The organism is Salibacterium qingdaonense (assembly GCF_900114715.1).
In the GTDB taxonomy this organism is placed as follows: domain Bacteria; phylum Bacillota; class Bacilli; order Bacillales; family Marinococcaceae; genus Salibacterium; species Salibacterium qingdaonense.
On record NZ_FOTY01000002.1, the window covers coordinates 49,725 to 76,135 of the forward strand.

Sequence of the window (26,411 nt, forward strand, 5' to 3'; positions counted from 1 at the left end):
AGAGGAAAGACATGAGTGAAAATAACCGTGTAGTGATAACCGGAATGGGGACTGTAAATCCAGTCGGTCTTGATGCCGCCTCATCCTGGAAAAATATAACCGACGGAATGAACGGCATCGGGGAACTTACGCGGCTTAATAAAGAAGAGTTTCCAATGAAAGTAGCTGCAGAAGTCCAGGACTTTGAGGCTTCCGATTTCTTTGATGGAAAAGATGCCAGAAAAATGGACCGCTTCACCCAGTTTGCCGTTGCTTCTGCAAAAATGGCTCTGAAGGATGCGGATTATACGATAACTGACGATAATGCCGAACATGTAGGAGTATGGATAGGATCTGGAATCGGTGGTATGGAAACGTACGAAGAGCAGTTTAAGAAATTTAACGAAAAAGGATACAAACGGGTCAGTCCATTTTTCGTACCGATGATGATTCCGGACATGGCTTCCGGACAGGTGTCGATTATGACTGGTGCCAAAGGAATTAACTCTTGTACAGTAACAGCCTGCGCGTCCGGTACCAACTCCATCGGTGACGCCTTTAAAGTCATCCAGCGGGGAGATGCCAAGGTGATGATTACCGGCGGAGCGGAAGCACCGATTACGAATATGGCGGTAGCCGGCTTCAGTACAGCAAAGGCCATCACAACCAGTGATGATCCAGCTTCTGCTTCACGTCCGTTCGACAAAAACCGCGACGGCTTTGTTATGGGAGAAGGCGCAGGGGTGTTAATTCTGGAATCCCTGGAGTCTGCCAAAAGCCGCGGCGCGCACATTTATGCAGAAATCAAAGGCTACGGTGCCACCGGGGATGCCTATCATCTGACAGCTCCCGCCCCGGAAGGAGAAGGCGCTGTCCGGTCGATGCAGAAAGCGTTGGAGGACGCAGATTTGCAGCCTGAAGATATCGAATACGTCAATGCACATGGAACCAGTACCGCCTACAATGATGAATATGAAACAACCGCTCTGAAAACGGTATTCGGTGAACACGCGTATCAGATGGATGTCAGCTCCACAAAATCCATGACCGGGCACCTGCTTGGCGCTGCCGGAGCCATTGAAGCCATCTTCACGTTGAAAGCTATTGAGGAAGGTGTTGTCCCTCCTACGATCAACTATGAAGAAGAAGACCCGGCGTGTGACCTTCATTATGTTCCGAATGAAAAGAAAGAACGGGAAGTCAAAGCGGCGCTGAGTAACTCCCTCGGCTTTGGCGGTCACAACGCCACTCTCATCTTTCAGAAATATGAAGAGTAGAACAAAAGAGACCCAGCCGTCGGCACGGCTGGGTCTCTTTTGTATTTGTATACTCTTAATAACTGCTTTCTTCTTCATCGTCCTCTTCGGAAGCGGTTTGTATGTCTTCTGAGGAAGAAGACTGGTTCAAAAACTGCTGAAGTTTTTCCTTGTTGGCCTGTTTATCCATTTCAAGCACAAGGCCTGCATGGGTGTATCGTGCATTTTGATACGTATCTTCAAGCGGAACCCGCATCGTGTTGATATCATTAATATCACTCAGCAGGACGTCTTTTCCAAGGCTGAGCATTTTCCCGGTAGAGACATCCGTATCAATGTTCGGGCGGACAGCGCCGATCAGCTGCGGAATTTTTGTCACACTGCTGAAGGACAGCACTTCGTCTTTCAGGAGACTCAGCATCTTCTGCTGGCGTTCCACTCTGCCGAAATCATTGTTTTCTCCCCCTCGGTAACGCACGTATTCCAGTGCTTCTTCCCCGTCCAGCTTCTGTGTTCCCGGCTGAAAATCAATATTTACATTACCGGAATGGTCGTTATAATACATCCGTTCCTGTATGTCTACTTCTATTCCGTCAGGAGCCACTGTATCGACAACTTCTACGAAACCATCAAAATTGACTGTGGCATAATGATCGATCGCAATATCGAAATTTTCCTCTATTGTGTCACTCAGGAGATCAACACCCCCGTAGGCAAAAGAGGCATTAATTTTATTGTTCTCATAACCGGGAATATCTACATAAGAATCCCGTAGAATAGAAGCAAGGTGGACATTATTGTTTGAAGGGTTATAATTTGCGAGCATAATCGTATCCGTGCGCTGAGATCCTGACTCCTCTTCATCATCTACGCCGACCAGAAGAAAAGTAAGGTTCTCATCGGATGCATGATCAGCGTCATTATTTGAACCGTTACCGCTGTTTTCTTTCGAAGAGTCCGGTGGTGATTCTCCGCTGTTTTCACTGGAGTTATTATCTATCTGCTCTGTAGACGTATTGTTATCCTGTTCTTGTGTCGCGAATGGCCGGCCGTCTTTGGAAAGCGTGGTGAATGTGGCAGTGACAGCCAGCACCGCAATAAGAAATGTTAAGAAGTAAAACTTCTTCTTTGCTGATGATGATCTGCGGTATCGTTTTTTCTCTCTTGCCACTATATTAACCCCCTCAGACATTCAACCATGATTATAACAGAAAAAAAGGTAACTTTTGAATGAAAAATTGAAAAAATAAAACACCATTTGATGAACAATGCAAAAAAATCATTCCTGCTGTCGAATATAACGCAGTGCTTCGTCCCGTGTTGTAATCTCTTTGTCCAGCATTTTCTGTTCGAGTGAAAATAAATAATCCCGGAAATCCGGACCGGGCGCGAGCCCTGCAGCTTTTAAATCATGACCATTCAGAAGCGGCTTGAGTTCACTCCGCTTTTTTCTGTATTGCAAAAGAAATCCGGCTTGCTTTTGGTCTGTGGCAATGGATGCAAAGAAAAGGGCCTCGTCCGACACGCGGGAAGCATGGAAGTGGAAATTTCCCAGACTGATCCATTCTTTCTCATCCAGAAGGTAAAACAGATAGGACGTATTCTCCACAACGCTTTTCTGTTTCTTGGTGACAGCTGCTGCTTCTGCTGATTTAACCGTGTCTGTGTGCGTCAAATACAGACAGAAGAGGATGCAGAACCATTCCGGCAGATCTCCCGGCTGTTCCGGGGAATGTAGATAAAGCTGCAGCACGTCCTTTGTTTGACGGGTCCAGGCGGCACCGGGGAAAAAAATAGGGAGAACACCAAGTTCATCAAGACGCGACAGACTTTGAACAGGATCAGCTTCCTTTAATAATGTCTGGAACTCAGCGGTGATTCTCGTGCGCGACAACGAAGAAACGGCTGATACCGAATAATGGATAAATGCCGTTGTTTCTTTGCTCATACGGAACTGAAAACGCTGTTCAAAACGAATGCCTCGTAGTATTCTGGTCGGATCTTCGACAAAACTCAGGTTATGGAGCACACGCAGTTTCTTTTGGTTCATATCCTCTCTACCGTGAAAATAATCAATCAGATCCCCGAAATGGGATGGGTGGAGAGAGGCAGCCATGGCATTCATTGTGAAATCCCTGCGGTACAGATCTTCTTTAATGTTGGAGCGTGATACGGTTGGAAGAGCCGCGGGTGTTTCGTAGTATTCGGTGCGTGACGTTGTAAAATCTACACGCCGCCCGGATGGAAGGGTCACAGTAGCCGTTCCGAATGTTTCATGAACTGCAACGGTTCCATCAAACCGGTTTGCTGTCTTTTCAGCAAGTGACATCCCATTGCCTTCCACCACGATATCGATATCTTCCCCTTTCTGTCCCAGCAGAATGTCTCTTACCATTCCTCCGATAATGAAGGCATTCATATGATCTGCGGCCGCTGTCTCACCGACGGTTTTCAACAGCTGAACAACATCTGTAGAAAGAAGAGTTTCTATCTGCGTTTTTACATTGACCTTTTCATATGATTTATCAAAAGACTGCTGCTGCAGTTGTTCAATAACGTCGGTTCGTGAGACGATACCGAGGATTTTTCCATTATTCATGACAGGAACACGTCCAATGTTATGCCGGATGAATATATTCTGTATTTCCTCAAATGATGCCGTTTGGGAGACGGTGATGCAGTCGGTGCTCATATATCCTTTAACAGGTGCATGTCCAAGGTTATGCTGAACAGCTTTATCGATGTCACGGCGGGAGATGATACCGATCAGCTTGTCTTTTGTATTCACAACAGGAAATCCGTTATGGCCGTAGTAAATGAGACGTTTTTTTGCTTCATCGACCCGGACGTCTTCCGTGATGGTCTTTACAGGAGCAGACATAATCGTTTCAGCGGTGATCGGGGAAGAGATGGACTGTAAAAGAAGCTTATTCACTGTTTTGAGAATATCAGCTGGATCTCCATCTTTCACAGAAGCCGAGGCTGCGCGGTTATGACCACCTCCGCCGAAATGCTGCATGACCGGAAGCAGGCTGATTCGGGTGGAGGCGGAACGACCGATGATGAACACTTTGTTTTTCATGGCGGTCACGGTGACTACAGCATCAGCACCTGTCGTTTCCATCAGCCGGGATGTTATAACATTCAGGCTTCCTGCGTAATGTTCGGTTTCAATCATGGAAGTGATGACATCAAGCCCTTTTCCGCCGATATGTTCACAAGAGTCAAGGTACTTGCGGAAGACCTCCTGCTGCCGGGCAGAAAGCGTATTTTCAGAAAACTGCTGTACAAGTTCAAGGTCCAGGCCGTGCTCCATCAGAAATACTCCTGCTTTTAAATCACGCAGCGTCGTTCCGGGGTAGGAAAAGGAGCCTGTATCAGTATACAGACCGAGTGCAAATAGTGTTATCTCGGACTCAGACGGTACCCATTCCCGCTTTATCCATTCTTCGAGCAAAATGGTAATACACGCTCCAGTGTTATCAAGATAATAGGTGCTGTGCCTGCGTTTTTCTTCTTCCGAAAGAGTGTGGTGGTCAAAAACGGTAACCAGAATATCATCTTCTTCCAAAAACGCACCAGGAGTACGTTCGAGAGACGGTGTATCGGTTACAATAATGTGATTAACGTCATCCCACGGAGCGTCTTCTTCAGGGATAAAGGGAAAATGATCACGGTATATGGCAAGGTATTGTTTCACCTGTTCAGATTGTCTGCCGGAAAGTACCATAACAGCATTGGGGTATAAAGCAGATGCCGCTGCCATAGAAGCCAGGGCGTCAAAATCCATGTTTTCATGGGAAAGAATCACTTCCATTATTATTCCTCCGGATTGTCGTTTTTGATGTGCATCAGCTGCCGGTGAAATTCTTTCAGCGCAAGCGGAAGTATATATTCAACGGTTTGGTTGGATCGGGGCATACCAACCTGTTCGAAATAAGATTGGATATCCTGAATTTGTTCCTGCTGTTCCCGGTAAAGCCTTATCGAAGAGACATACGTTTCATTTCCAAGGTGGGCGGCTGTTTCGTTAATGTCCTTGGCCAGCTCGTCCAGCTGCGCTATTTTTCGGTACAGTTCCTGTTGTTGTTTTTCCCGGTGGGTTCCCACTATTCCATCCTCCTGCATAGACTGGTATGACTTAGTAATGAAGTATTGTTTCATACAAATTTCCGCTGAAAAAAGGATTCAGGTTACAGTTTGACGAAAGTTTTCTTATTTATACTGGTACTGCGGCATACAGCCGTGATGAGTCTGCCTGTATGATTTATATACAAGTATAAAACATACATCCTTGTTGTGTCGTGGAAGGCGAATGGAAAAAGGAGAGAATACTCATGATTGTCAGAGTACTCGTACTCGTTACAGGGTTTGGCCTGGCCTCTGCGGGAGGAGTTAGTATTATAGCTTTCCTGAACTACATTCCGGCGGGTTTGTCAGCGGTTGAATTTGTGATTTTTCTTCTGCAGCGCTCGGAATCCGCCCTGTTTATTTTAGGGTGTGTTTTGATTACAGGGAGTATATACTGGCCCGAAAATTCATGAGAATATTCCATCCGGTCATGAGAATAAAACAATTTTTGTCTGACTATACTGTTGATACAAATGGATAGCAAGGAGGGTGTAAGAATGCCCCGAATCCGTGATGTGTGGATTAACTGGTTTGAAGGGGAAGAAAATGGATACAATGTCTGTCCTTTTCATGAATGGAATGCAGAAGACCGGATTGAAGTGCTTGATCAGGCAGAGATTGTGAAAGTATCAGAACGATTGTACGATTATGTAGAGAATCGGCTGGAAGATATTCCTGAACCGCTGCTGCATGAAGTATTTCAAAAAAGTACGCTGCGAAAAAAGATGACAAGGATAACGCTGGATTATTGTTTTGTAATGTTTGATGGGTGGAGGGTGCTGGCTGTTGATACGCTTGGGTATAAAACGCCGATCCGAAAAAGCCGCCTTGCTCCGAAACATGAAAGAACCGTGAGAGAAATTATGGAACATGACAAATCTTCCGTATTTGACATCAAGGACATCGTTGATGAAAAAGAGTACCATATCCTTTCGCCGCACCCGGATTATATGACCGGTTTAACGAGAAAAGAACGGCAGCTTAAACAGCTCCTTTTCATGGCGATGGACCAATTGTATACATCCGGAGAATCAGCAGAAGTGCGGTATTGGTTCACAGAGTGGGACCCTGCCGTTTATGAAGAAATCCAATGCAGCATAAATAAAGAAACGATGTGGCAGCAGTTTTTTGATCAAGTGAGAGACGGATGGTCCGTTCATCACTATGAATTATGCAGGAAAATGATAAAAGGTCACCCGTTTTTTGAAAAGCTGTGGAATATGCAGCACGAAGAAGAGGTGAAATGAAAAGGCTTTACACTTACGCTGTTGTTCCATATAATAATAAGCAGAAAAAGTTTGTAAAGCAGGTGATGACATGGATGGACTGGCTTATGCTGTCATGCAGGGATTTACAATTCTCTTCGCAGTGGGAACCATAGGTTTTAGTGTATTGATAGGGAAAATCTGGAGAAAACAAAAGGGATACTAAAAACGGCTGAAGTCCGGTTAGTATGACCGAAACCCCCGTGCGATTCTTCGAAGAATCGTGCGGGGTTTTATTTTTAGACCGGTGTTTTTGAGGAGCCGGATCCAGCGTTGATACCGTTTGAATGAGAATCAATCGAGAAACTTGGAGAATCGATCGAGAAATTATGGGAATCAATCGAGAAAAGTGAAAAAATAGAGAGAATCGATGCAGAAATGACAGAATCGATGCAGAAATACCGAGAATCGATTCATAAAGGTGTCCGTAAGTAATAAGGTGGGGAGAATAAAAGAAAACCTTCTCAGCACGCCTGTCGATTTACCATATAAAGGAATGGGGGCAGGTTCTATGAGGAGGGTGTATTTGTGATCAAAGCATGTATCCCCCCTTTCTTTTTCGTTGGACGGAGCCGTCTGCCCGACTCCAGCGGGAGAAGCGTCAGCCGAAGATCACCGGGTGATTTTCCCGGTAGCTGAGGCGACGCCCGCGGAAAGCGGGCAGGAAAGGCGGAGTCCAACGAAACGCTTCCTATATTTGGATAATTAATAGTCGTGCCTTCTCAGGATAAAAAAACCGAACGATTCATGAAAGAATCGTTCGGAAAAAGTCGTTGTATTCCAAAACGCGCTTTGTTTAACGTTTCCGCCCGAGACCAAGGGCCCGCTCCGCTTTTTTCAGTGTTTTAAAAGATGCACGCTGCGCCCGGTCCGCCCCTTCATCGAGAATTTGATCCAGTTCCTCGGATTCCATCAATTCATGATGACGTTCCCGGATAGGGCGGAGCAGTTCCACCACGGCAGCGGCGGTGTCTTCTTTAAACGTCCCGTACCCTGAGCCGCTGTAGTCTTTTTCAATGGAAGCGATATCCTTTCCGGAAGCAAGGGAGAGGATACTCATTAAATTAGCAACACCAGGCTTGTTATCCCGGTCAAATCGTATCTCCTGATCGGAATCTGTAACGGCGCTCTTAATTTTTTTCGTTATTGTCTTATCATCATCGAGCATGGAAATGTACGCTTTCTGATTTTCATCGGATTTGCTCATCTTTTTGTCCGGGTCCTGAAGCGACATAATTCTCGCTCCGACTTTTGGAATCTGTACTTCCGGCACCGTGAAAATGTCGTTGTACTGCTGGTTGAAGCGTTCAGCGAGGTTTCTGGTCAGCTCCAGGTGCTGTTTCTGATCTTCTCCAACCGGGACAATATCTGTCTGATAGAGCAGGATATCAGCGGCCATCAACGGCGGGTATGTAAGAAGTGCAGAGGATACCCCGCTTTTGCCGGCTGACTTATCCTTGAACTGGGTCATCCGTTCCAGCTCTCCTATGTAGGATACACATTGCATAATCCACGCGAGCTGGGCGTGGGCCGGTACTTCCGACTGAATGAATAATGTTGACTTCTCAGGGTTGATCCCTGACGCCAGGTAGAGAGCCGCCAGACTCCGTATGTTTTTTCGAAGCTTTGTTTTATCCTGCGGAACCGTAATGGCATGCTGATCAACAATACAGAAAAAACTGTCATGTTCTTCCTGCATGCCGACAAAATGCTGAAGCGCTCCGAGGTAGTTGCCAAGTGTCAATGTGCCGCTCGGTTGTATACCGGAAAACACTGTACTCATATATATCGAATCCTTCCCTTCTATACGCTTTTCTCGGTTATCTCCTCTTTATCATATCGAAAGTCGCCCCCTCCGTAAACCACAATCACAGAGGGACATGCATGTCTTCTGCTGTTCAGGCATACACTGACCACAGAGTATACCTAAAGGGTGGTTTCATGCGCATTCACATATGGACAGCCTCTATAGGGGCCGGCCACAATGAAGCAGCCCGGGTGCTGCAGCAGGAATGGAGGACACAGGGACATACAGCAGAGATCTATTATCCGCTCGAAACCGGTCCGCATTTATTTTTTAAGCTTGGTAAGAATGGGTACAAGCTGCTCGTAACATGGTTTCCCTCTCTCTGGAGACACCTTTCAGAAAAAAAACTGCCGGTTCAAAGCGCGGTCCCGCCGGGAGGATGGTGGCCGGAGACTATTCGGACGGCGCTCGATGCAGATGCTGTCGTATCTGTCCATCCTATCCTGACAGCTCTGGCAGCTTCGGCGAAGGGAAAGTGTCCGAATATAAAGCTGTTTCATGCAGCAACAGACTATTGGCACGTACCGGCAGCCAACCTCCCGGAAGTGGATGGAGTGTTTCTGCCAAAGCAGGTGGGGACAGACCATCCGGCATCCCCGGTAATGCCGTTTGGGATACCGGCATACTTTCAAAAAAGTCCTTTTTCGAAAAAAGAATGCTGCCTGGCAAACGGATGGGACCCGGAAAAGCCGCTTATTTTGATGAGCGGAGGAGGGGAAGGTCCATTCCCTTATCAGAAACTCCTTCGCGCCACCCGGAACCTCCACCCCTTGTGTACGATCGTACTATGCAGCGGGAAGTGGAAAGAGCCGCGCCGGATGGTGATGGAAGGTCATGACGTATTCTTGTATCCATGGAGGAAGGAGTTCAAAAATTATCTTCAGATATGCGATGTTCTCGTTACAAAAGCCGGGGGTATGACGCTGACAGAGGCGTTTCTCTATGAAACCCCTGTCGTCATAACTGCTCCTCTCCCCGGACAGGAAGAAAAGAACGCCCGTTATGCCTTGTGCCGTCAGGCCGCCCGGCAGGGAAACTGTCCCGATACGGTATGGAAGCATGTATCAACACTGCTGCAGTCACCGTTTGAGAGAGAACGTATGAAAAGAAGACAAAAGCGGCTTCAGCAGCCGGATAGTGTGAAACGGATAACCCAAACGGTATGCCGGGTCGTCACTGCTTCCGGTGCTTCAGCCCCATATATACCGCAAGTACAGGAACAGCGGCAAGCAGAGTCAGCCCAAGCGGGGTTTTTCCAAGAAGCGGAAACCAGTTTGACAAAAGAATAAAAGCAGCCGCCGTTGCGGTCAGGATGTAAAGAATAACCCGTAAAATGTTCATGTAAACCACCTTCAGATCATGAAAGGAAGGATCTTTCATGCGATTTTTCCAGAAAAGATTAATGTTTATGACCTTATGCGGTCTCATATGCATAACCGGTTTATTTTATCAGGCTTCTTATAATCCAGCAAAGCCGGCCTCCGGTTATCCGGCTGCCGGACAGGCTGAAGCGGCAGCAGACCTTAAGCTTGAAGGAATGGATGAACAAACTTATGAACTGTCTTCCTTTATGGATAAGCCGCTGCTTGTCACTTTTTTTGCAAGCTGGTGCGGTATCTGCAGTCGTGAACTGCCGCAGCTGTCCGCTTACCAGGAAAAACACAAAGAGAACTGGAACATGGCAGCCATAAATGTGACAAAAGAAGAGATTAATTTGGAAGGTGTTCGTTCATTTGCACGTGGTCTTACGGTCCCGGTTCTTTTGGATAGAAAAGGGGAAGCGATGGATCATTTCGGGGTGAGAGGAGTTCCCGCTTCTTTTTTACTGAATGAACGAGGTGCCGTCATCAAGAGATTCTACGGCCCGATTGAAAAAGACGAGCTGGAAAAGGCATTGTCGGATGTTCAGGCCGGAGCCTGAGGACAAAGTGGAGAGATCACCCTCTTTGTCCCGGGAATCAGTGTACTAAAAAATGAAAATAAAATACGATGTCAGGAAATAAACGAGAATAAGGAGTGCTGACGGCCAAGGGTAAAAGTGAAAATCTTTTTTCCTGCCGCGAAGCACCGAAAACAACACAATTGCTGCCAGCAGACTGACCGCACCTGCCGTAATCTGATGAACAGGGTTGGAAGAGGCAATGATTGGACCATTCAAAAACCCTGCATCACTGACGAACAACAGAATAACATTGAAAAGATTACTCCCGAGAATGGATCCAAGTGCGAGGTTATGATTGTGCAGCTGCAGCGCGACAAGAACAGCGACTGCTTCCGGCAGGGAAGTGGAAGCTGCAATCAGAAAACTCCCCACAAAACTGGAGCCAAGACCGGTCTGCACCGCAATTTGATCTCCTGTAATGGTTAACATCGACCCGGCGCCGAGAATGACAATGGCGGCAATAACAAAACCGACACCGGCATGTTTCAACGAGGTGGCGTAGGAAGGAGACGTTTCATCTTCTACTGCTGGAGCCGCTTCCTGCCCGGGTTCGCTGTTTCCAGTTTTTTTATTGATGAAAGTGATGCCGGCGATGTAGACAGCAAAGATAACAAATGTATCGAGACCGATCCAGAACAAAGACGCCTCGGTTTGAATAAACATGGCTGCCAGTACCAAAAGAGCAAGCAGGATACCAAGTGATGCCGTGTAGGCGTGGGAGACATCCGTGCGCGAGAACAGTTTTTCTCTGCGGTAGTACAGGTCAAAGGCCGCAATAATCAGTAAATTGAACATATTGCTGCCGAGAACGTTTCCTACTGCGATATCCGGGTTATCAAGAAATACTGCAGTTAAACTGGTCGTCACCTCCGGAAGAGATGTGGCTCCGGCAAGAAGCAGTGTACCTACCATCAACCCTCCCCATTTCGACTTAATGCTGATGACATCAGCATAGGTGGATAATTTAACAGCAGCAATAACCGTAATAACAGCTGCCACAGCAAACAGGAAAAAAACCATCAATTTCACTCCTTTTTCTATAAAAAAGGGAGAAACATAAAAAAGACCTTTTTATAAAAAGACCGAAAAAAGATACTTCGCTCCTTTTATAAAAAGGTCTTGCGCACATTCACTGCAGCTGACGAAAAGAACGCAGTGAAGCTTAATGAACCGAGTACACTACCCGCATACTGTCCTGACGATTCATTAATCCTATTGGACGCTACTCCCCTTCTTATTCCATAATAAACATACCACCAGATTCAGGTGGCGTCAATATAAAAAAACAGGACGAACAGGCAGGAAAATCGGGAAAATACCGCAAAGTATTACATTGCCTAAAAAAAGGTTCAAGAAGGGAGAGGCTGTATGAAATTATTTGCTGTACTGCTTCCATTAAAAGACAAAGAATTATCGCAGACACACAGGCCCGAGCATCTTCAGTTTCTGGAAGAACAAAGGAACAAGGGAAACGTAGCCGCCAATGGTAAATTCACGGATGGTTCCGGCGGACTGGTAATATACCGTATGCCGGATAAAGAAGCGGTGGAAGAACTTGTTTTGAATGATCCGTTTGTAAAACATGGAGCCCGCCATTACCATATACACGAATGGGAAATGGTTTCCGGCGAATGGGAGTAGAAGGAGGAAGCCTATGGCTGTAATAGGATTTATCGGACTTGGAAACATGGGCATGCCGATGGCACGAAATCTAGTGCAGTCGGGATACCTAGTCTATGGTTTCAATCGATCAAAAAAGAAAGAAGAAATGTTTGAAGAGCTGGGAGGGCGTAAGGCGGAATCTCTGTCTTTAATAGCAGAAAAGGCGGATGTTATTATGACCTGTCTGCCCGAACCAAAAGATGTACAAGACGTCCTGTCTGAGCTCTTTGAACTGGGAATCGGCGGTTCGCAGATCATCGATTTCAGCACCGCATCTCCTGCTCTTCATGAAGATATGAAGGAAAAAGCATCACGTGAAGGAGTGGAGTATCTCGATGCCCCGGTAAGTGGAGGCACGGCCGGGGCAGAAGCTGGAACCCTTTCGATAATGTGCGGCGGGGAAGAAGATGCATTCGAAAAAGCCCGCCCTCTCTTTGATGTACTTGGTGCCAGTATCACACATACCGGTCCAGCCGGAAGCGGGACGAAGGTGAAACTGATCAACCAGTATATGGTCGGTATGCATACCGCAGCCGTCGGGGAAGCACTCCATCTTGCCGAAGAATCCGGCATTGATCAGAAATTGCTCTATGACGTTCTTAGTCAAAGCTTTGCACAAAGTAAGATTTTTGATAGACACTACCCTGATTTTATCGCCGCGGATAGAGAAGAACCGGGCTTTGCATTATCCCTTCTTTTAAAAGACCTGAATCTTGCGGGAGAGATGGCAGGAAATGCAGAAGTGCCGCTTGAAGCCGGGAGAAAAGTGAAAGAAATGTTTGAAGATGCAGACCAGCAGGGCTACGGGAATAAAGATATGAGTGCTTTTTACCAGTATACTTCTGGAAAACACTACTGAAGGGACTCGTGTAAAGGGGGAGAGCCGCCCGTGCACTTTTCTTTTCATTCTCTCCCGGATTCGTTACAATAAGCTTTGTATGTCAAAGTATTTCACGAATTTTTGGGAGGGATAGCAGTGAAAATTGCTGCGATAGTAGGAAGTACAAGAAAAGAATCATTTAATCTAAAACTGGCCCATTTTATGAAAGAGCGGTACGCGGATCAGTTTGAATTGGATATCCTGGAAATCGGCCATCTGCCGTTTTACAATCAGGATGAAGAAATGACTCCAACGGCTGAAGTTGTAGAGTTCAAAAAAAATGTTGCTGATGCGGATGCTGTATTGTGGGTCACGCCGGAATATAACGGGACAATCACCTCTGCGATGAAAAATGCCATAGACTGGCTGTCCCGCGTCGATCAGGTGATGATCGGGAAACCATCCTGGATCGTTGGAGCTTCAATGGGAGCTCTTGGAACAGTGAAGGCTCAGTCGCACCTGCGCGATATTCTCTTTGCCCCGGGGCTTTCTTCTCCGGTCCTTCCGGGAAATGAAGTATTGATCGGTTCTGTCCACGAAAAAGTGGATGAAAATGGCTATCTGGCAGATGAAGGAACAATTGCCTTTCTGGATGCTACCGTAGAAAATGTGCGTCCATGGTTGGAAAAGCAAGCTGCTGTTCGAAACTAAGGGGCAGTAATGGACCAAAATACAAAGAGTCCGGGACAAACAATACCGATTCACTGATTATCCGAATGATGGGACAAGCAGCTGCGCTCCGGCCTGCTGTTCCATCATTCGGATTTTTTGATCAAAGGTTTTCCTCCAGGCAGCAACCAGTTTGTTTGTCTTTCGTCCGTCAGCAGATCAGCACCTGAACCTGGTGTCCGGCAGCCATCCTTGCACCCTGGAGTGAAAGCAGAGCATTTGGACAAAAGGGTGCAGTATGAAAAAAGTGCCGGACGATTCAACATTGAATCGTCCGGCACTTTTTAGTTGGTAATGATTTTGTTCCGGTTTTTTTGCAAAAAAGCGTCATTCTTTTGTTATATGTCGCTGGTCTGTTTTTCCGCGGAAGGTTTCAGAGCTTTGTCGATAAGTTGATCGAGTTCGACAATCTGCCGGTGGGCTCTTCTTTCTGAAATCCAGCGGTAATGATGCTTTCCTTCCGGTTCTTCATCAAGCTCATCCGCCTTGGCAACAATCTGCTGAAGCGTGCTGAGCTGCAGCTGGTCATGATCGACAGGGAGAAAAGAGTCTGTATGCAAAAGCACTGCCACAGAAATTTCTTTGGCAGCGGCAGGATCTTCCCCCAGACGTATCAGCAGCTTATGGGCGCGCTCTGCTCCTTTGATAGCATGAATATCGTTATTTCTGTAAAGATCAAAATCCCACTGTCCGTCACGATACCAGGTATAGTGCCCCATATCGTGCAGGAATGCAGCTTTAGCAGCCGAATCTGGATTTGTATTATTTTTTACAGCAAGGCGGAAGGCATGATAAGACGCCGCGATCGCATGAGCAAGACCGGCTCTTTTTACATATTTCTGGGTAACCGGGTGCTCATATATCTGCTCTAACGTTACGTTTCTCATCTTTACCCCTCCTGCTTAACGTGTCTTTAAATATATTTTTACTATAATAACGATTTCTTTATTGAATTTCAAGAAAAATTTAAGAGGGAACGAGCATATAATGTAATATAACACGATTTATCCGAAAAAGGAGGATAGTCGGAGACGGAGAACTTGGCATATTTTTCTTTAGACCTATTGGTGAATGATAAAAAACTATGTATAATTTCAAGTAGAAGCCGTTATATGATTGTGAAAACATAATTGAATAAAAGAGAGATGGGAAATGATGAAAAAAATCTGGGTATCTATGGGGGCTGCCGCCCTTGCGGCAGGAATATTCTGGTTGGCAGGCGATACAAGCGGGGAAGAACATAATTCTATAACCTATCACACACATAAACAAACCAATGAAATCAATAAAGAAATGAAAGAAGACATGTCCCGGTTCACTTACGACAGTGGTTATGATTTCACCTATCCGGAAAATGGAGTGAAAGGAACCTATGTAACAGGTCATTCGGCGGGAGGGGCCCGTTTTAATGAACTGCTTGAACTTACAAATTCCACCGGCCTGAATTCGATGGTTATCGATATTAAAGACGACCGGGGGAATTTGACGTTCAAACCCGGCGAAGACAGCGATCTTCCAGATATCGGAAAGAATATGATCAGTGATCCGAAGCAGTTGTTAAAAACACTGGAGGAAAATGACATTTACCCAATAGCCAGAATTGTGGTGTTTAAAGACACGGTTCTCGCAGAAAAAAGACCGGATCTCTCCTATCAGAAAAACGGAAAGGTATGGAAGAACGGAAAAGATGAAGCATTTGTTAACCCCTACGAAAAAGAGGTTTGGGAGTATAACCTCGATATTGCAAAAAAAGCTGCCAAAATGGGTTTTCAGGAAATACAGTTTGATTATGTCCGGTTTCCCGAAGGGTTTGAACATCGGGATGAAGAACTCAGTTATTCACGTGGAGATTACGGGAAAGAAGGAACCAATGTGGAGCAGCGGGTAACAGCCGTTACTGATTTTGTGAAACATGCCCGCGAAGAATTGGATAAAACATTCGATGTCGATGTGTCGGTTGATATCTTCGGATATTCAGCCACGCTGAAACAAGCTCCCGGCATCGGCCAGAACTTTTCCAAAATTGCAGGGAATGTGGATGTCATCTCGTCTATGATATACCCGAGCCACTGGACTCCGTATTTTGGAATCGATAAACCGGATCTTCACCCTTATGAACTGACTAAAGAATATGCAAAAGTGGAAAATGAGGTACTCGGAGAACTGGAGCAGACTCCGCAGTCCCGTCCGTGGATTCAGGATTTCACCGCCAGCTGGCTCGGTTCCGGGAATTACCAGGAGTACGGCGTAGAAGAGGTGGAAGCACAGATCCGCGCTCTGAATGAACAGGGGATAAATGAGTTTCTGCTTTGGAACGCGACAAATAATTATACAGAAGGGGTGGATTACACTCCTTAAGTGGGTAAAATAAGGGATGTCCTGACTCTGGATTATCCCTTTTTTTTATGTGGAATCCATGAAATCTCAGAACCCGGCCATAAGAGGTGGGCAGAAGCAGTCGTTTCGGTATATAATATAGAAAAGAAGGAAAAGGAGACTTTTGTGAACTCGATGAACTGGTATGACAAATTAAATCAATACTTTCCCGTGGAAGAAATGAAATCCAAGGAGCACATGGAACTTCTCCTTCAGGAACAAGGCGACATTTATCATAAAGAAGAAGGTCCGGACTACGTTATGATGTACGTTGAAATGGAGGGTTTCATCTTCATTGATTATCTTTTTGTTTCCCGTCATGCAAGAGGAAAAGGAACGGGAATGCAGTTAATCGAAAAGCTGAAGCAAAGAAAGAAACCCGTTATTCTTGAAGTGGAACCGCTTGATTATGAAGATACTGACTCAAGAAAACGATTCCGTTTTTATGAAAGAGCCGGATTCCGGCGGGCAGCATCGATTGGATACAACAGAAGGTCTCTTGCTACCGATAAGATCAACACATTGGAAATCATGTTCTGGTCTCCTGAAGATGAATCAGAAGAAAAGATTTTTGAAAAGCTGAAACAAACGTATAAAAATGTTCATACGTATAAAGATAAAGAACTGTACGGCAAATCGTATGAACCCGCAGAAGAAGTACTGTCCTATGATCAATCAAAAGAACAATGGGATATAATCATAAAAGAGGGGGGAGATAAAATGAGAAATAAGGACAAACAAAAACGCCGGAAAAAACGCCGTGTACTGAAAGATCTGCTTCCCGGAAATCTGAAAGACTGGAAAAAAGCACCCGGCGGTCAAAAACCAACCACTCCCACCAGTATGAAACCCACCGCCTGAACACGTTACTCGTAAAAAAAAGCTGCTCTCTCACGGGGCAGCTTTTTACAATAATAAAACTTTGTCACATTTTCGTCATACTTTTTCCCGGCACTTTTGTTTGAGGTATAGTAAAAAGTGGAATGATAGAAATAACCCTGCTGTTTTCAATGATAAAGAATAAATTATAGATGTAGAATATCTATAAAATCAAACATAACAGGATAAAAGAACGAAGCCATTCACCATTGTTCATTGAAAACACTTTTCAAATTAGAATAATTATTGTATAATGACATTGTATGAAAACAGCATGGTAGATAATGAAGCATAGAACTCCTTTATGAACTTATCTGGCGGATGAAGAAGGGAGAGATGAACCAGATGGTTACATTGCTAACATCTCCAAGCTGCACTTCCTGCCGGAAGGCAAAAGCTTGGCTCGAAGAATATAATATCCCGTTTGAAGAGCGGAACATTTTTGCATCTCCACTGACTGTGGATGAAGTAAAAGAAATCGTCCGGCTCACAGAAGATGGAACAGATGAAATTGTATCAAAACGATCAAAAGTATTCCAGGAACTTAATGTAGAATTGGAAAACCTTTCTCTGCAGCGCTTATTTGAACTGATCAGCGAGTATCCGGGACTGCTGCGGCGCCCTATTATTTTCGACGAAAAACGTCTTCAGGTCGGATATAACGAAGCCGAGATCCGCAGATTTCTGCCCCGTAAAGTCCGTACCTTCAACTTGATGGAAGCACGGGATATGGTCAATTAAATAAAGCGGCACAGAAAAACTTCTACTTTTATTAACAGTAGAAGTTTTTTTGTTTTCATGTCGGGAGAACCTTTGTTATCCTTGTAGTAATAAAGCTTTTCTTTTAAATGAAAAGGATAATGAACATTTCATTTGAATACGGTAAGGGTAAATGAGTATTTAACTATTGACAATGCACAATCTTTCCTTGACAATATACATTTAATAGCAGGAAAGACCGCGTTTTCTCTTTTCATACGCTCCGCTCCCTCAAAATATCGACGGGATGAGCATTGGTCCTTAACAACCGGCATCGTCCTCGTATAAAATAATGGTAAGATGAGGATGAAGGTTACAGGTGCCCGTCAAAGGGTATGATGGTAATATATAGAGAAAACATGGAAGCGGAAGTCACCTTACCTTCTAAGGAGGGAGAAAATCGTGGAAATCGAAAGAATTAACGAGTCTACGGTCAAATGCTACATTTCCTATAAGGATATTGAAGATCGTGGGTTTGACCGGGACGAAATCTGGTACAATCGGGAACGCGGGGAAGAATTATTTTTTGAAATGATTAATGAAGCGCATGACCGTGAAAATTTTGAAATTGAAGGCCCTCTGTGGATTCAGGTACAGGCGCTGGATAACGGCATGGAAATTGTAGTCACACGCGGTCAGATCACCGATGGAAACGTGAAACTGGAAATACCGGTATCCCAAGGCAAAGGGGAAGATATGCCGGTTGATGATAACATTGTTGATATGCTTGATGAGCAATTCCGTTCTTCCCAAAAGTCAAGACAGGCTCACGGAGATTCCGATTACCTTGAAATTGTCATTTCTTTTGATGATTTGGAAGATCTGCTCGCCTTGAGCCAGGCTTTTGCACCGGCGGGAGTACAAAATGAGATTTATCATTTTGAAGGAACGTATTATCTATATTTGATGTTTGACAATCAATATACAGAAGATGAGCAGGACGATATGGTCAGTCATGTTCTGGAATACGGGGAAGAATCCGACGTATCTATTTTCCGTATACGGGAATACGGAAAAACCGTGGCAGCATCGAGTGGTCTCGAGACGCTGCGGGAAACCTTTTCATAATCCTGCCTGAAAAACCAGCCCAAATATGGAGCTGGTTTTTTTTAGGTTGAAAAAAGGGATCCAACCCTGGCATGTCGAATAAGAAATGGCTGCGATATAAGTATTCTCAGTCAAAAAAGAAGAAGGAGCACATGCCATGTTCAGTGCCGTCACGAATCAGGGAAAACGGGTTATACTGCATCCCTTCGAGCATACCGGTATTTCTGATTCTCCCCCGTACCATTGTCCTATCTGTAACGAAGAAGTAGTATTAAAAAAAGGAAAAGTCCGCCGTTGGCACTTTGCCCACCGTCATCACTCTCTATGCCGCGTTGCCCCGGAGTCTGAAGAGCATCTTGAAGGAAAAGCGGTACTGTTTCAATGGCTTGAACGGCAGAATGTCTCACCGCGTCTTGAAGTTTTCCTCCCGGAGCTGGGACGTCAAGCTGATATATTGTTTACGTGGAATGCGGGAACGTACGCGGTGGAATATCAGTGTGCTTCGATTCCGCTGGAGGAGGCAGTCCAGCGTACAAACGATTATCTGTCACATCATATCCAGCCGCTTTGGATATATTCTTCGGACCGTCTCCGTTTTGACCGCTCCCAAAGATATTCGATCCATGCGTTCGAATGGACAGGGCTGCGTGAAGATCAAACCGGTTCCCGCCGCACCGCACTGACATATTTCTCCCCGGTAAACGGTCGTTTCTCTTTTCTTTATCCCCGTGCTTCTCTTTCTTCAGCCATCACCTATGGAGATCTTTATACAGCGGATCTTTCATGCATGTCCATTTCCGGACTCGTTAATCTTCCTGTTGTCGTTTCGGGGGAGAGAACGTGGATACGGACCTGGCTTGATACCAAGAAAAAGTGGAGGTACTCCCGCAGCCGGTGGCACCTTTACCCGGACACCCGTTATCTGCGCGTTCTATTTGCAAAACGCCGCTCGGATATCCCATATTTTCCCGCAGAAGCAGGCTGGCCCGTTGAAGGTATGAACCATTTTAATACACCTCCTCATCACTGGCAGAGTGTCGTGCTGCTTTCTTTTCTGGATCCCCTGCCTTTATATACTTCTTTCTCCTTACAAACCGCTGTTGAAGAGTTCCGCTCTGCTGCTGATGGGATTCTAAGGTTGAAACAATCCCCGCTTGTGAATCATCCAATAGACAAGGCATTGGAACAATATTTCAGATTACTGGAGAAAACATCCCTTCTTCAAAAAAACGGGGATGGATGGAAAAAAGTAAAAGATGTGTATCTGCCTGCTTCTATTGACGAAGGATATAAAATGGATGAATATTATTTCTCCTGTCTGTTTTGAAGAGAATCAACAGAGCATAGTATATTTTGTGCCTGCAAGCGGTACATGATTTCCTGCCTTGTGTCTGAAAGGCAAACATTGGTCATTTATCCAAGTGTCCGGTAAAATAGACAGTGAAAAATGGAGGTGTTGAAATGAGTACTCAGGAAACGAAATCATTGCCAAAACGAGAAGAAGTACCGAAAGAATGGACCTGGGATCTCGAGGATATATTTGCTTCCGACGACGAATGGGAGCAGGAATTTGAAGCAGTGAAAACATATATTCCTGCAATGGAGGCTTTCAAAGGTACACTTGGGGAGTCAGCGGAAAATTTGTATCAGTGTCTGAAAACAGAAGATGAGCTGGGTGCCAGGTTCGGCAGACTGTTTTCCTATGCCCACATGAGAGCGGACCAGGACACCGGTAACTCTTATTATCAAGGGCTGGAGGACCGGGCATCCAGTCTGGCAGCCAAACTAGGCCAGGCGCTTGCTTTTGTCACCCCGGAAATACTCTCCATCCCGGAAGAAACGATTACTTCTTTCCTACGTGAACATGAAGGGCTGGCTTTTTATAAACAGGCTCTCGAAGAAATTAATGAAGAGCGGCCCCACGTATTGAATGAATCGGAAGAATCCATGATGGCTCAGGCCTCTGAAGTCACAGCCTCTCCAGGAAATACATTCGGCATGCTTAACAATGCGGATCTCTCATTTCCTACTGTGAAAGATGAGCAGGGAGAAGAAGTGCAGGTGACACATGGACGTATTCTGCGGTTTCTGGAAAGTGACGACCGGAGAGTGCGTAGAGATGCGTTTAAAGCTGTATATGATACGTACGCCAAATACAGAAATACATTTGCCAGTACACTTGGTGGTGAAGTGAAAAAGCATCTGTTCACAGCCGGTGTACGTAACTATGAGTCGGCAAGACAGGCGGCCTTGAGTTCCAATCACATTCCGGAAGTAGTCTATGATCAATTGGTGGACACGGTGAATAATCATCTCCATCTGCTGCATCGTTATGTACGACTGCGGAAACAGATTCTCGAGCTTGATGAGATTCATAATTATGACTTGTATACACCGCTTGTCAAAGACGTCGACATGAACGTTACGTATGAAGATGCACAGGAGAAGATATTGAAGGCGGTTGAACCACTTGGAGATGAATATGTAAATAAAGTCGCAGAAGGCTTTCAAAGCCGCTGGATTGATGTGTATGAAAATGAAGGAAAGCGCAGCGGGGCTTATTCTTCGGGAGCATATGGAACCAAACCATACATTCTGATGAACTGGCAGGATGACGTAAATAACATGTTTACGCTTGCCCATGAACTGGGACACTCGATGCACAGTTATTTCAGCCACCGGGAGCAACCTGTACGTTACGCCGATTATACGATTTTTGTCGCGGAAGTGGCATCTACCGTCAATGAAGCACTCCTTAACGATTATCTGTTGAAAACGACGGAAAACAAAAGAGAGCGGCTGTATTTGTTGAATCACTTCCTGGAAGGTTTCCGGGGAACCGTGTTCCGCCAGACCATGTTTGCAGAATTTGAACAGCTTATTCATGAAAAAGCAGCAGCCGGGGAACCACTCACACCGGATGTTCTGGAAAAGGAATATTACGCTTTGAATGAAAAATACTTCGGCGAGGACATGACAGTGGATGATGATATTGCGCTGGAATGGGCCCGCATCCCTCATTTCTACATGAATTTTTACGTGTATCAGTATGCGACAGGATACAGTGCAGCGGCAGCCTTGTCCAGGCAGCTGCTGGAAGAAGGACAGCCTGGTGTTGACCGGTACCTCGCCTTTCTTCAATCCGGAAGTTCCGATTATCCAATCAACCTTTTGAAGCAGGCAGGTGTTGATATGACATCTTCTGCTCCGGTGGAAGAAGCGATGAAACTTTTTGAAGACACTTTGTCGGAAATGGAGAAACTGCTTGAAGAAATATAAATCTAAAAAAGAGGAGCCCCCTTGACTAAAGGGAAAGCTCCTCTTTTTTAGATAAAAGCACAGCGTCTATCGTTTCATGCGCATGCCCTTAAAGCGGCGGCGCTCATTAAAGCAGAATACAGAGAAAAAAATAGATAAATATAAAAGTATTATTCCGACCAGTATAGGAAATAAATTCATTAAGCCGAGAGTAAAGAGACAGAAGCTGGTGAAAATACTGACAAGACCGATTATACCTTTTTTCAACCTCGGAGTCTCCTTTCTCCCTGTTGATTACTACCATCATATGGAGAGAAAGAAATTATTATGATCCAGGGTCAGGAAGAACGGATAACTCTCCAAAACGTCCCGTGTTTAACCGGTACCTGCTCAATCTTCTGCTGAAGGGCAAGTTCATTCAGTTTCGCTTTGGCTGTACGCTCGCTCCAGTCATATACAACGGCGACTTCTTTTGTGGCAGCCAGCTTGTGTTGATCCATAAAAGCTTCCAGGCTGATTCTTTCTTTTGGAACCGGTGTTTCCCCGAGCATTTCTTTCATGATTTCCACATACACATCGAAGGAATACAATCCGGGTACTTTGACTCCGCCGTCTTCTACACAGTCGTTAAAGAATAGAAAAGTGGGTGTGCTGTCGACCTCCATTTCTTTTGTTGTCTTCACGTCACACTGCAGAGCGTTGATGGCGCAGTCGGAATGAATGTCTTTTTTAAACTCTTCCACATCAAGCCCGACAAGGTCTGCGCATTCGATTAACACCGACTCATCAGCGATGTTTCTTTTATCCAGAAACAGCATTTCACGAAGCCGTCTGAAAAACACCGTTCCGAGCTGTCGTCCCTGCATTTCAGCGGCTTTTACCGCAATCGAGGGGGCATAGGGGGAATTAACTGGGTTTTCCAGCCAAACGTCACCATCACAGGGCATCCCGGTATTGGCCGCTGTCTGTTCATATCGTTCGGCCATATTTTTATGGGTTGTTGATTCGTTTTTGTCTGATGTGTTCCACGCGTCCAAATGAGCCGCGACAAAAAAACGCATGGAAAAATAATGGCTGTATTCGAGCATTAATTTTTTCAATGTGGGTTCGAACGCCCAGCAATCAGGGCACAAAGGGTCAACAAATACATAGAGCTCCAGCTTTTTGGAGGTCTTCGGTTCCAATGTAGCACTTTCTTCAGGAGAAAGACCGCAGATTCCCAGCTGTTCATCGCAGTTTAGCTGATTATCTTTTTGATTCACTGGTCCGGACTCCTTTCTCTGTTAATCTTCTGGTGTGTTTATCATGTTTCGGGCCGTCATCGTCAGGCGCTGCATCATTTCTTCCCGAGCGGGCCCCTCCAGCTCTATTTCGTCCATGGCATCTTCCATACAGGACAGCCATGCTGAGGCTCTTTTTTTAGTAATAGTAAATGGGAGGTGTCTGGCTCGAAGCATTGGATGGCCGTGCTCTTCCGTATAACGCCTCGGACCTCCCAGAAACTGGGTAAGAAACTGTTTCTGTTTCCGTGCCGTTTCGGTGAGGTCTTCCGGAAAAATGGGGATAAGATCCGGATGACTTTTTACATTACTGTAAAAAGTCTCAACAAGACGGTCTAAAACAGGCTTTCCCCCAATTGCTTCGTAAAGACTTTCCTGTTGTTTCATGGTTCACCTCGAGTGTAATCTGAGTGACTGTATACTTTGTTTAAGATAACGATTATAGAACAGGATTGCAAGAAAAACGGTTCGTTATGAAAAATGCCGGTACATCAAAGCATTGTTATGGGGCAAAGGAACCGGCTGTACAGGGCATATAACAGCTTCATACCTCTGTGTTTCTTATTTTACATTGTAGCAATGCTGTTACATGACAGCAAACAATATGACCGAACCAAAAAAAGTAACGAATCCATCCGGACCCGTTACCAGTTATGCCATATTATTATATTTACTTAATACGGATGGAACGTAAGACTGAGTTTCCGAAAAAGGCGGGATACCGTTATGCTGATCGACATTGCCCGGGCCTGCATTATAAGCGGCCAGTGCCAGAGACTTATCCCCGTCGTATTTATCAAGCATCTGTTTTAAGTATTTCGTACCGCCTTCAATGTTCTGTGCCGGGTTGTAAGGATCAGAAACGTTCAAATAGTTGGCGGTTCCCGGCATGAGCTGCATCAGCCCCATTGCTCCGGCGTGACTTCGCGCATTAGAATCAAAGCTGGATTCCTGTTGAATGACAGCCCGGACTAAATCCGGATCGACGTTATGCCTTTCTGCACTGTTTTGAATCATGCTGTCGTAATCACCGGAAAAAGAGGGGGAAGCTGTTGAAGATGCCGTATGATGAACGGGCGCAGCTGCATTGTATCTGCTCTGAGCTTCCGGATTTAGAAAAAGTCCACTGCTTTTCGATGTAGAAGCATCCACAGAGGCAGATGCCGGAGAATACCCGTTCATTTCCTGTTCCAGGTACGACTGGAACGAAGAAAATATGGAAGAAGCTGCTGAAGGGCTCTGATTTTTATAGCCGCCGGAAAGACTGTTCCTCTGTCCAAGTGCCTGTAAAAGGATATCTATCCTCAACTGACGGTCACCTCACTAAAGTAGGACTGTTACTCAAAATATAGCAGAACTTTCCCCGAAATACAATCAGCTTCTGTGTTCGTCAAAATCGTTTAATTCCTGTTTTCGTTGAAAAAAGCGCTTTATTTTGTTTGGTGTGCTGCGTTCGGGGATTTTCTCTTCTTTTAATAGTTCATCAAGTAAACTCTCCACTTCTTTTTCCGACGTTCCCTCGATTTCGATCTCAAAATCCTCTACATCCAGATATGTACTGTGATCGAGAAACAATACTCCTGTTTTAAATGGGAATTGTGCGCGCGTCGTTTCCAGTGTTCCAAGTTGTTTAAGATTTTCCGGATCGATATGCAGCGATTCAGTCAACGCTTTTTTCACTTCCCCTTCAGGAAACATCCGGCCGGCCATTACTGCCTCTGTTTCGTCTGCTGACAGGGGTTGATTTGTTTCAAGCAGACCTTCTTCTGCCGGCTGTTTCAGGGTAAGAACCATATCTTTGTTCTTCTTCCTTATTCGAAGAGCGGCTCCTTCTTCTCTGATTGCTCCCTGCTCTGTATCAAAATACGTATTAGCCTGCCGGGAAAATTGGTCCTCGTTTACGTTAAACCTATCGCACAACTGCTCGAATTCCTCTTTTGTCAGCAGATTTTTCTTTTCAATTTCCGTTTCGCTGCTCATAATGATTCCCTTCATCCTTTCTTTCATGTTTCCCTTGATTTTAAAGACGTACCAGCTTTCTATATGGTATCATATCGTTTGGAAAATGTAGTGCGCAGCACCACAGTACCCTGAAGGATGAGCTTTTCTAAAGAAGGGTACAGATGTGATAAAATAAGGAACAGATAGGCGAAATGAGGTGGACGACTAATGGAACATGTACTAACAGTGACGGAAACAGAATACAGAGAAGATGCGGTATATCTCATTCCAATAGAAGAATGGCCGCAGTCAGAATGGGTGGAGCTTGAAGATGGCGGGCGTATGCTGGCAGACTCGGATGCCCTCGCGTTCGTATATACCCTTGAAGGGCCGGACTCTTTTGTGCAGCTGCGTCTCCCAAAACAGGTCTGGCCATCTTTAAAAAAAGCATATGAAGAGAATTTGAAGGTCTGGGTGAAAGGCCCGGAACTTCTTGAACTGCCGCTTTTTCCGGGAGAGCTTTCGTTTATTCTTGATAATGTTCCGGGAAACGGTAATTACGGAAATACAATGGTTGAAGCTGTAGAAGACGCATTCAAGCTGGAGTAGAATGATGCATAAAACAAGGTGGTGCTTGTTATCAGTAACTGGGACACGTTTTTAACGCCTTACGTGCAGGCGGTAGAGGAATTGAAAGTGAAATTAAAAGGACTGCGGGAGCAGTATCAGCTCTCTTCCAAACATACGCCGATTGAATTTGTGACCGGCCGGGTAAAGCCGGTGACAAGTATTCTGGAAAAAGCACAGCGGAAAAATATCCCGCTGGACCGGATCGGCAGGGAGATGCAGGATATCGCCGGCGTGCGTATTGTATGCCAGTTCGTAAATGATATTGATACGATAGTTGAACTAATACGCTCCAGATCCGATTTTAAAGTGGTGGAAGAAAGAGACTATATCAAGAGGAAAAAAGAGAGCGGTTACCGTTCTTATCATATGGTCATTGAATATTCGGTGCATACTATAGATGGTGAAAAAAGTGTGCTTGTGGAACTGCAGGTAAGAACGATGGCTATGAATTTCTGGGCTACGATTGAACATTCCCTGAATTATAAATACAGCGGGGAGATACCAGATGAAATAAAGGAACGTCTGCAGCGTGCAGCGGAAGCGGCGTTCCAGTTGGACGAAGAAATGTCGAAAATCAAAGGGGAAGTCCGGGATGCCCAGCAGATTATTATAAAAAACCGGGAAAACTCTTCAAACTAACGAAACTCAAA

Annotated in this window: 25 protein-coding genes and 1 pseudogene; 16 read left to right on the forward strand and 10 right to left on the reverse strand. The window is 45.3% G+C overall.

The window, feature by feature from the left end; all coding sequences use genetic code 11:
• Positions 1-11 precede the first annotated feature (11 nt).
• Positions 12-1,256 (forward strand): beta-ketoacyl-ACP synthase II, encoded by a 1,245-nt coding sequence (gene fabF / locus BM058_RS01845; protein WP_090925341.1) that lies wholly within the window; start codon positions 12-14, stop codon positions 1,254-1,256.
• Positions 1,257-1,311: 55 nt separating this feature from the next.
• Here the strand turns inward: fabF and BM058_RS01850 are convergent, their stop codons facing one another.
• The 3 genes from BM058_RS01850 to BM058_RS01860 form a co-directional block, all read right to left on the reverse strand.
• Positions 1,312-2,406, reverse strand: coding sequence for an LCP family protein (locus BM058_RS01850; RefSeq protein WP_177195387.1), 1,095 nt, complete (start codon positions 2,404-2,406; stop codon positions 1,312-1,314).
• 108 nt (positions 2,407-2,514) lie between these two features.
• A complete protein-coding gene (locus tag BM058_RS01855; protein ID WP_090925343.1) occupies positions 2,515-5,052 on the reverse strand; it encodes a CBS domain-containing protein in 2,538 nt (845 codons plus the stop codon).
• A gap of 2 nt (positions 5,053-5,054) precedes the next feature.
• On the reverse strand, positions 5,055-5,345 hold the full coding sequence (locus BM058_RS01860) for a hypothetical protein (protein WP_090925344.1): 291 nt from the start codon (positions 5,343-5,345) through the stop codon (positions 5,055-5,057).
• A gap of 227 nt (positions 5,346-5,572) precedes the next feature.
• On the opposite strand from BM058_RS01860, the gene BM058_RS01865 reads away from it, so the two are divergent.
• Together BM058_RS01865 and BM058_RS01870 are read left to right on the forward strand one after the other, a co-directional pair.
• On the forward strand, positions 5,573-5,779 hold the full coding sequence (locus BM058_RS01865) for a hypothetical protein (protein ID WP_090925345.1): 207 nt from the start codon (positions 5,573-5,575) through the stop codon (positions 5,777-5,779).
• An 84-nt stretch (positions 5,780-5,863) separates the two neighbouring features.
• Positions 5,864-6,613 carry a DUF3603 family protein gene (locus tag BM058_RS01870; protein WP_090925346.1) on the forward strand — a complete coding sequence of 250 codons (750 nt, stop codon included), beginning with the start codon at positions 5,864-5,866 and terminating at the stop codon, positions 6,611-6,613.
• 814 nt (positions 6,614-7,427) lie between these two features.
• On the opposite strand, the gene trpS is transcribed toward BM058_RS01870, so the two are convergent.
• Positions 7,428-8,414 (reverse strand): tryptophan--tRNA ligase, encoded by a 987-nt coding sequence (gene trpS / locus BM058_RS01875; protein ID WP_090925347.1) that lies wholly within the window; start codon positions 8,412-8,414, stop codon positions 7,428-7,430.
• A gap of 158 nt (positions 8,415-8,572) precedes the next feature.
• On the opposite strand from trpS, the gene BM058_RS01880 reads away from it, so the two are divergent.
• Together BM058_RS01880 and BM058_RS01885 are read left to right on the forward strand one after the other, a co-directional pair.
• Complete coding sequence (locus tag BM058_RS01880; protein ID WP_090925348.1) at positions 8,573-9,727, forward strand: glycosyltransferase; 1,155 nt, start codon at positions 8,573-8,575, stop codon at positions 9,725-9,727.
• Positions 9,728-9,816: 89 nt separating this feature from the next.
• The gene (locus BM058_RS01885; protein WP_090925349.1) at positions 9,817-10,359 is read left to right on the forward strand and encodes a TlpA family protein disulfide reductase; all 543 of its coding nucleotides are present in this window, start codon (positions 9,817-9,819) and stop codon (positions 10,357-10,359) included.
• 45 nt (positions 10,360-10,404) lie between these two features.
• Here the strand turns inward: BM058_RS01885 and BM058_RS01890 are convergent, their stop codons facing one another.
• Complete coding sequence (locus BM058_RS01890; RefSeq protein ID WP_090925350.1) at positions 10,405-11,400, reverse strand: sodium:calcium antiporter; 996 nt, start codon at positions 11,398-11,400, stop codon at positions 10,405-10,407.
• 348 nt (positions 11,401-11,748) lie between these two features.
• On the opposite strand from BM058_RS01890, the gene BM058_RS01895 reads away from it, so the two are divergent.
• The 3 genes from BM058_RS01895 (at position 11,749) to BM058_RS01905 (ending at position 13,573) form a co-directional block, all read left to right on the forward strand.
• Positions 11,749-12,021, forward strand: coding sequence for a YciI family protein (locus BM058_RS01895; RefSeq protein ID WP_090925351.1), 273 nt, complete (start codon positions 11,749-11,751; stop codon positions 12,019-12,021).
• Between the two features lie 13 nt (positions 12,022-12,034).
• A complete protein-coding gene (locus BM058_RS01900) occupies positions 12,035-12,901 on the forward strand; it encodes an NAD(P)-dependent oxidoreductase (RefSeq protein WP_245736783.1) in 867 nt (288 codons plus the stop codon).
• A gap of 117 nt (positions 12,902-13,018) precedes the next feature.
• Positions 13,019-13,573, forward strand: coding sequence for an NADPH-dependent FMN reductase (locus tag BM058_RS01905; protein WP_090925353.1), 555 nt, complete (start codon positions 13,019-13,021; stop codon positions 13,571-13,573).
• Positions 13,574-13,929: 356 nt separating this feature from the next.
• Here the strand turns inward: BM058_RS01905 and BM058_RS01910 are convergent, their stop codons facing one another.
• Complete coding sequence (locus BM058_RS01910; protein WP_090925354.1) at positions 13,930-14,478, reverse strand: HD domain-containing protein; 549 nt, start codon at positions 14,476-14,478, stop codon at positions 13,930-13,932.
• Positions 14,479-14,746: 268 nt separating this feature from the next.
• On the opposite strand from BM058_RS01910, the gene BM058_RS01915 reads away from it, so the two are divergent.
• The 6 genes and pseudogenes from BM058_RS01915 (at position 14,747) to pepF (ending at position 21,931) form a co-directional block, all read left to right on the forward strand.
• Positions 14,747-15,949, forward strand: a complete 1,203-nt coding sequence (locus BM058_RS01915; protein WP_407690159.1) for a putative glycoside hydrolase — start codon at positions 14,747-14,749, stop codon at positions 15,947-15,949.
• Between the two features lie 153 nt (positions 15,950-16,102).
• Positions 16,103-16,666, forward strand: a pseudogene (locus BM058_RS01920) (GNAT family N-acetyltransferase); the annotation flags it as partial.
• A gap of 525 nt (positions 16,667-17,191) precedes the next feature.
• Complete coding sequence (gene spxA / locus BM058_RS01925) at positions 17,192-17,587, forward strand: transcriptional regulator SpxA (RefSeq protein ID WP_090925575.1); 396 nt, start codon at positions 17,192-17,194, stop codon at positions 17,585-17,587.
• 420 nt (positions 17,588-18,007) lie between these two features.
• Entirely contained in the window at positions 18,008-18,673 is a 666-nt protein-coding gene (gene mecA / locus BM058_RS01930; RefSeq protein WP_090925356.1) for an adaptor protein MecA, read from the forward strand.
• Between the two features lie 136 nt (positions 18,674-18,809).
• A complete protein-coding gene (locus tag BM058_RS01935) occupies positions 18,810-19,979 on the forward strand; it encodes a competence protein CoiA (RefSeq protein ID WP_090925357.1) in 1,170 nt (389 codons plus the stop codon).
• Between the two features lie 134 nt (positions 19,980-20,113).
• Complete coding sequence (gene pepF, locus BM058_RS01940; protein ID WP_090925358.1) at positions 20,114-21,931, forward strand: oligoendopeptidase F; 1,818 nt, start codon at positions 20,114-20,116, stop codon at positions 21,929-21,931.
• A 317-nt stretch (positions 21,932-22,248) separates the two neighbouring features.
• Here pepF and BM058_RS01950 read toward each other — a convergent pair whose 3' ends face one another.
• The 4 genes from BM058_RS01950 to BM058_RS01965 form a co-directional block, all read right to left on the reverse strand.
• Positions 22,249-23,172 (reverse strand): ClpXP adapter SpxH family protein, encoded by a 924-nt coding sequence (locus tag BM058_RS01950; RefSeq protein WP_090925360.1) that lies wholly within the window; start codon positions 23,170-23,172, stop codon positions 22,249-22,251.
• A 21-nt stretch (positions 23,173-23,193) separates the two neighbouring features.
• Positions 23,194-23,577 (reverse strand): globin domain-containing protein, encoded by a 384-nt coding sequence (locus BM058_RS01955; RefSeq protein ID WP_090925361.1) that lies wholly within the window; start codon positions 23,575-23,577, stop codon positions 23,194-23,196.
• Between the two features lie 264 nt (positions 23,578-23,841).
• A complete protein-coding gene (locus BM058_RS18715; protein WP_281244659.1) occupies positions 23,842-24,498 on the reverse strand; it encodes a lytic transglycosylase domain-containing protein in 657 nt (218 codons plus the stop codon).
• Between the two features lie 66 nt (positions 24,499-24,564).
• Positions 24,565-25,170 carry a CYTH domain-containing protein gene (locus tag BM058_RS01965; RefSeq protein ID WP_177195388.1) on the reverse strand — a complete coding sequence of 202 codons (606 nt, stop codon included), beginning with the start codon at positions 25,168-25,170 and terminating at the stop codon, positions 24,565-24,567.
• Positions 25,171-25,359: 189 nt separating this feature from the next.
• Here BM058_RS01965 and BM058_RS01970 point away from each other — a divergent pair, with 189 nt between their 5' ends.
• Both BM058_RS01970 and BM058_RS01975 read left to right on the forward strand, forming a co-directional pair.
• Complete coding sequence (locus tag BM058_RS01970; protein WP_090925363.1) at positions 25,360-25,740, forward strand: UPF0738 family protein; 381 nt, start codon at positions 25,360-25,362, stop codon at positions 25,738-25,740.
• A gap of 30 nt (positions 25,741-25,770) precedes the next feature.
• Positions 25,771-26,400 carry a GTP pyrophosphokinase gene (locus BM058_RS01975; protein WP_090925577.1) on the forward strand — a complete coding sequence of 210 codons (630 nt, stop codon included), beginning with the start codon at positions 25,771-25,773 and terminating at the stop codon, positions 26,398-26,400.
• The last annotated feature ends 11 nt before the right edge of the window (positions 26,401-26,411 follow it).

Excerpts from the sequence above, each read along its gene's own strand:
- fabF (WP_090925341.1), top strand. The coding sequence starts at position 12 with ATGAGTGAAAATAACCGTGTAGTGATAACCGGAATGGGGACTGTAAAT.
- BM058_RS01855 (WP_090925343.1), bottom strand. The coding sequence starts at position 5,052 with ATGGAAGTGATTCTTTCCCATGAAAACATGGATTTTGACGCCCTGGCT.
- BM058_RS01865 (WP_090925345.1), top strand. The coding sequence starts at position 5,573 with ATGATTGTCAGAGTACTCGTACTCGTTACAGGGTTTGGCCTGGCCTCT.
- BM058_RS01870 (WP_090925346.1), top strand. The coding sequence starts at position 5,864 with ATGCCCCGAATCCGTGATGTGTGGATTAACTGGTTTGAAGGGGAAGAA.
- trpS (WP_090925347.1), bottom strand. The coding sequence starts at position 8,414 with ATGAGTACAGTGTTTTCCGGTATACAACCGAGCGGCACATTGACACTT.
- BM058_RS01880 (WP_090925348.1), top strand. The coding sequence starts at position 8,573 with ATGCGCATTCACATATGGACAGCCTCTATAGGGGCCGGCCACAATGAA.
- BM058_RS01885 (WP_090925349.1), top strand. The coding sequence starts at position 9,817 with ATGCGATTTTTCCAGAAAAGATTAATGTTTATGACCTTATGCGGTCTC.
- BM058_RS01890 (WP_090925350.1), bottom strand. The coding sequence starts at position 11,400 with ATGGTTTTTTTCCTGTTTGCTGTGGCAGCTGTTATTACGGTTATTGCT.
- BM058_RS01895 (WP_090925351.1), top strand. The coding sequence starts at position 11,749 with ATGAAATTATTTGCTGTACTGCTTCCATTAAAAGACAAAGAATTATCG.
- BM058_RS01900 (WP_245736783.1), top strand. The coding sequence starts at position 12,035 with ATGGCTGTAATAGGATTTATCGGACTTGGAAACATGGGCATGCCGATG.
- BM058_RS01910 (WP_090925354.1), bottom strand. The coding sequence starts at position 14,478 with ATGAGAAACGTAACGTTAGAGCAGATATATGAGCACCCGGTTACCCAG.
- BM058_RS01915 (WP_407690159.1), top strand. The coding sequence starts at position 14,747 with ATGAAAAAAATCTGGGTATCTATGGGGGCTGCCGCCCTTGCGGCAGGA.
- spxA (WP_090925575.1), top strand. The coding sequence starts at position 17,192 with ATGGTTACATTGCTAACATCTCCAAGCTGCACTTCCTGCCGGAAGGCA.
- BM058_RS01935 (WP_090925357.1), top strand. The coding sequence starts at position 18,810 with ATGTTCAGTGCCGTCACGAATCAGGGAAAACGGGTTATACTGCATCCC.
- pepF (WP_090925358.1), top strand. The coding sequence starts at position 20,114 with ATGAGTACTCAGGAAACGAAATCATTGCCAAAACGAGAAGAAGTACCG.
- BM058_RS01955 (WP_090925361.1), bottom strand. The coding sequence starts at position 23,577 with ATGAAACAACAGGAAAGTCTTTACGAAGCAATTGGGGGAAAGCCTGTT.
- BM058_RS01965 (WP_177195388.1), bottom strand. The coding sequence starts at position 25,170 with ATGAGCAGCGAAACGGAAATTGAAAAGAAAAATCTGCTGACAAAAGAG.
- BM058_RS01970 (WP_090925363.1), top strand. The coding sequence starts at position 25,360 with ATGGAACATGTACTAACAGTGACGGAAACAGAATACAGAGAAGATGCG.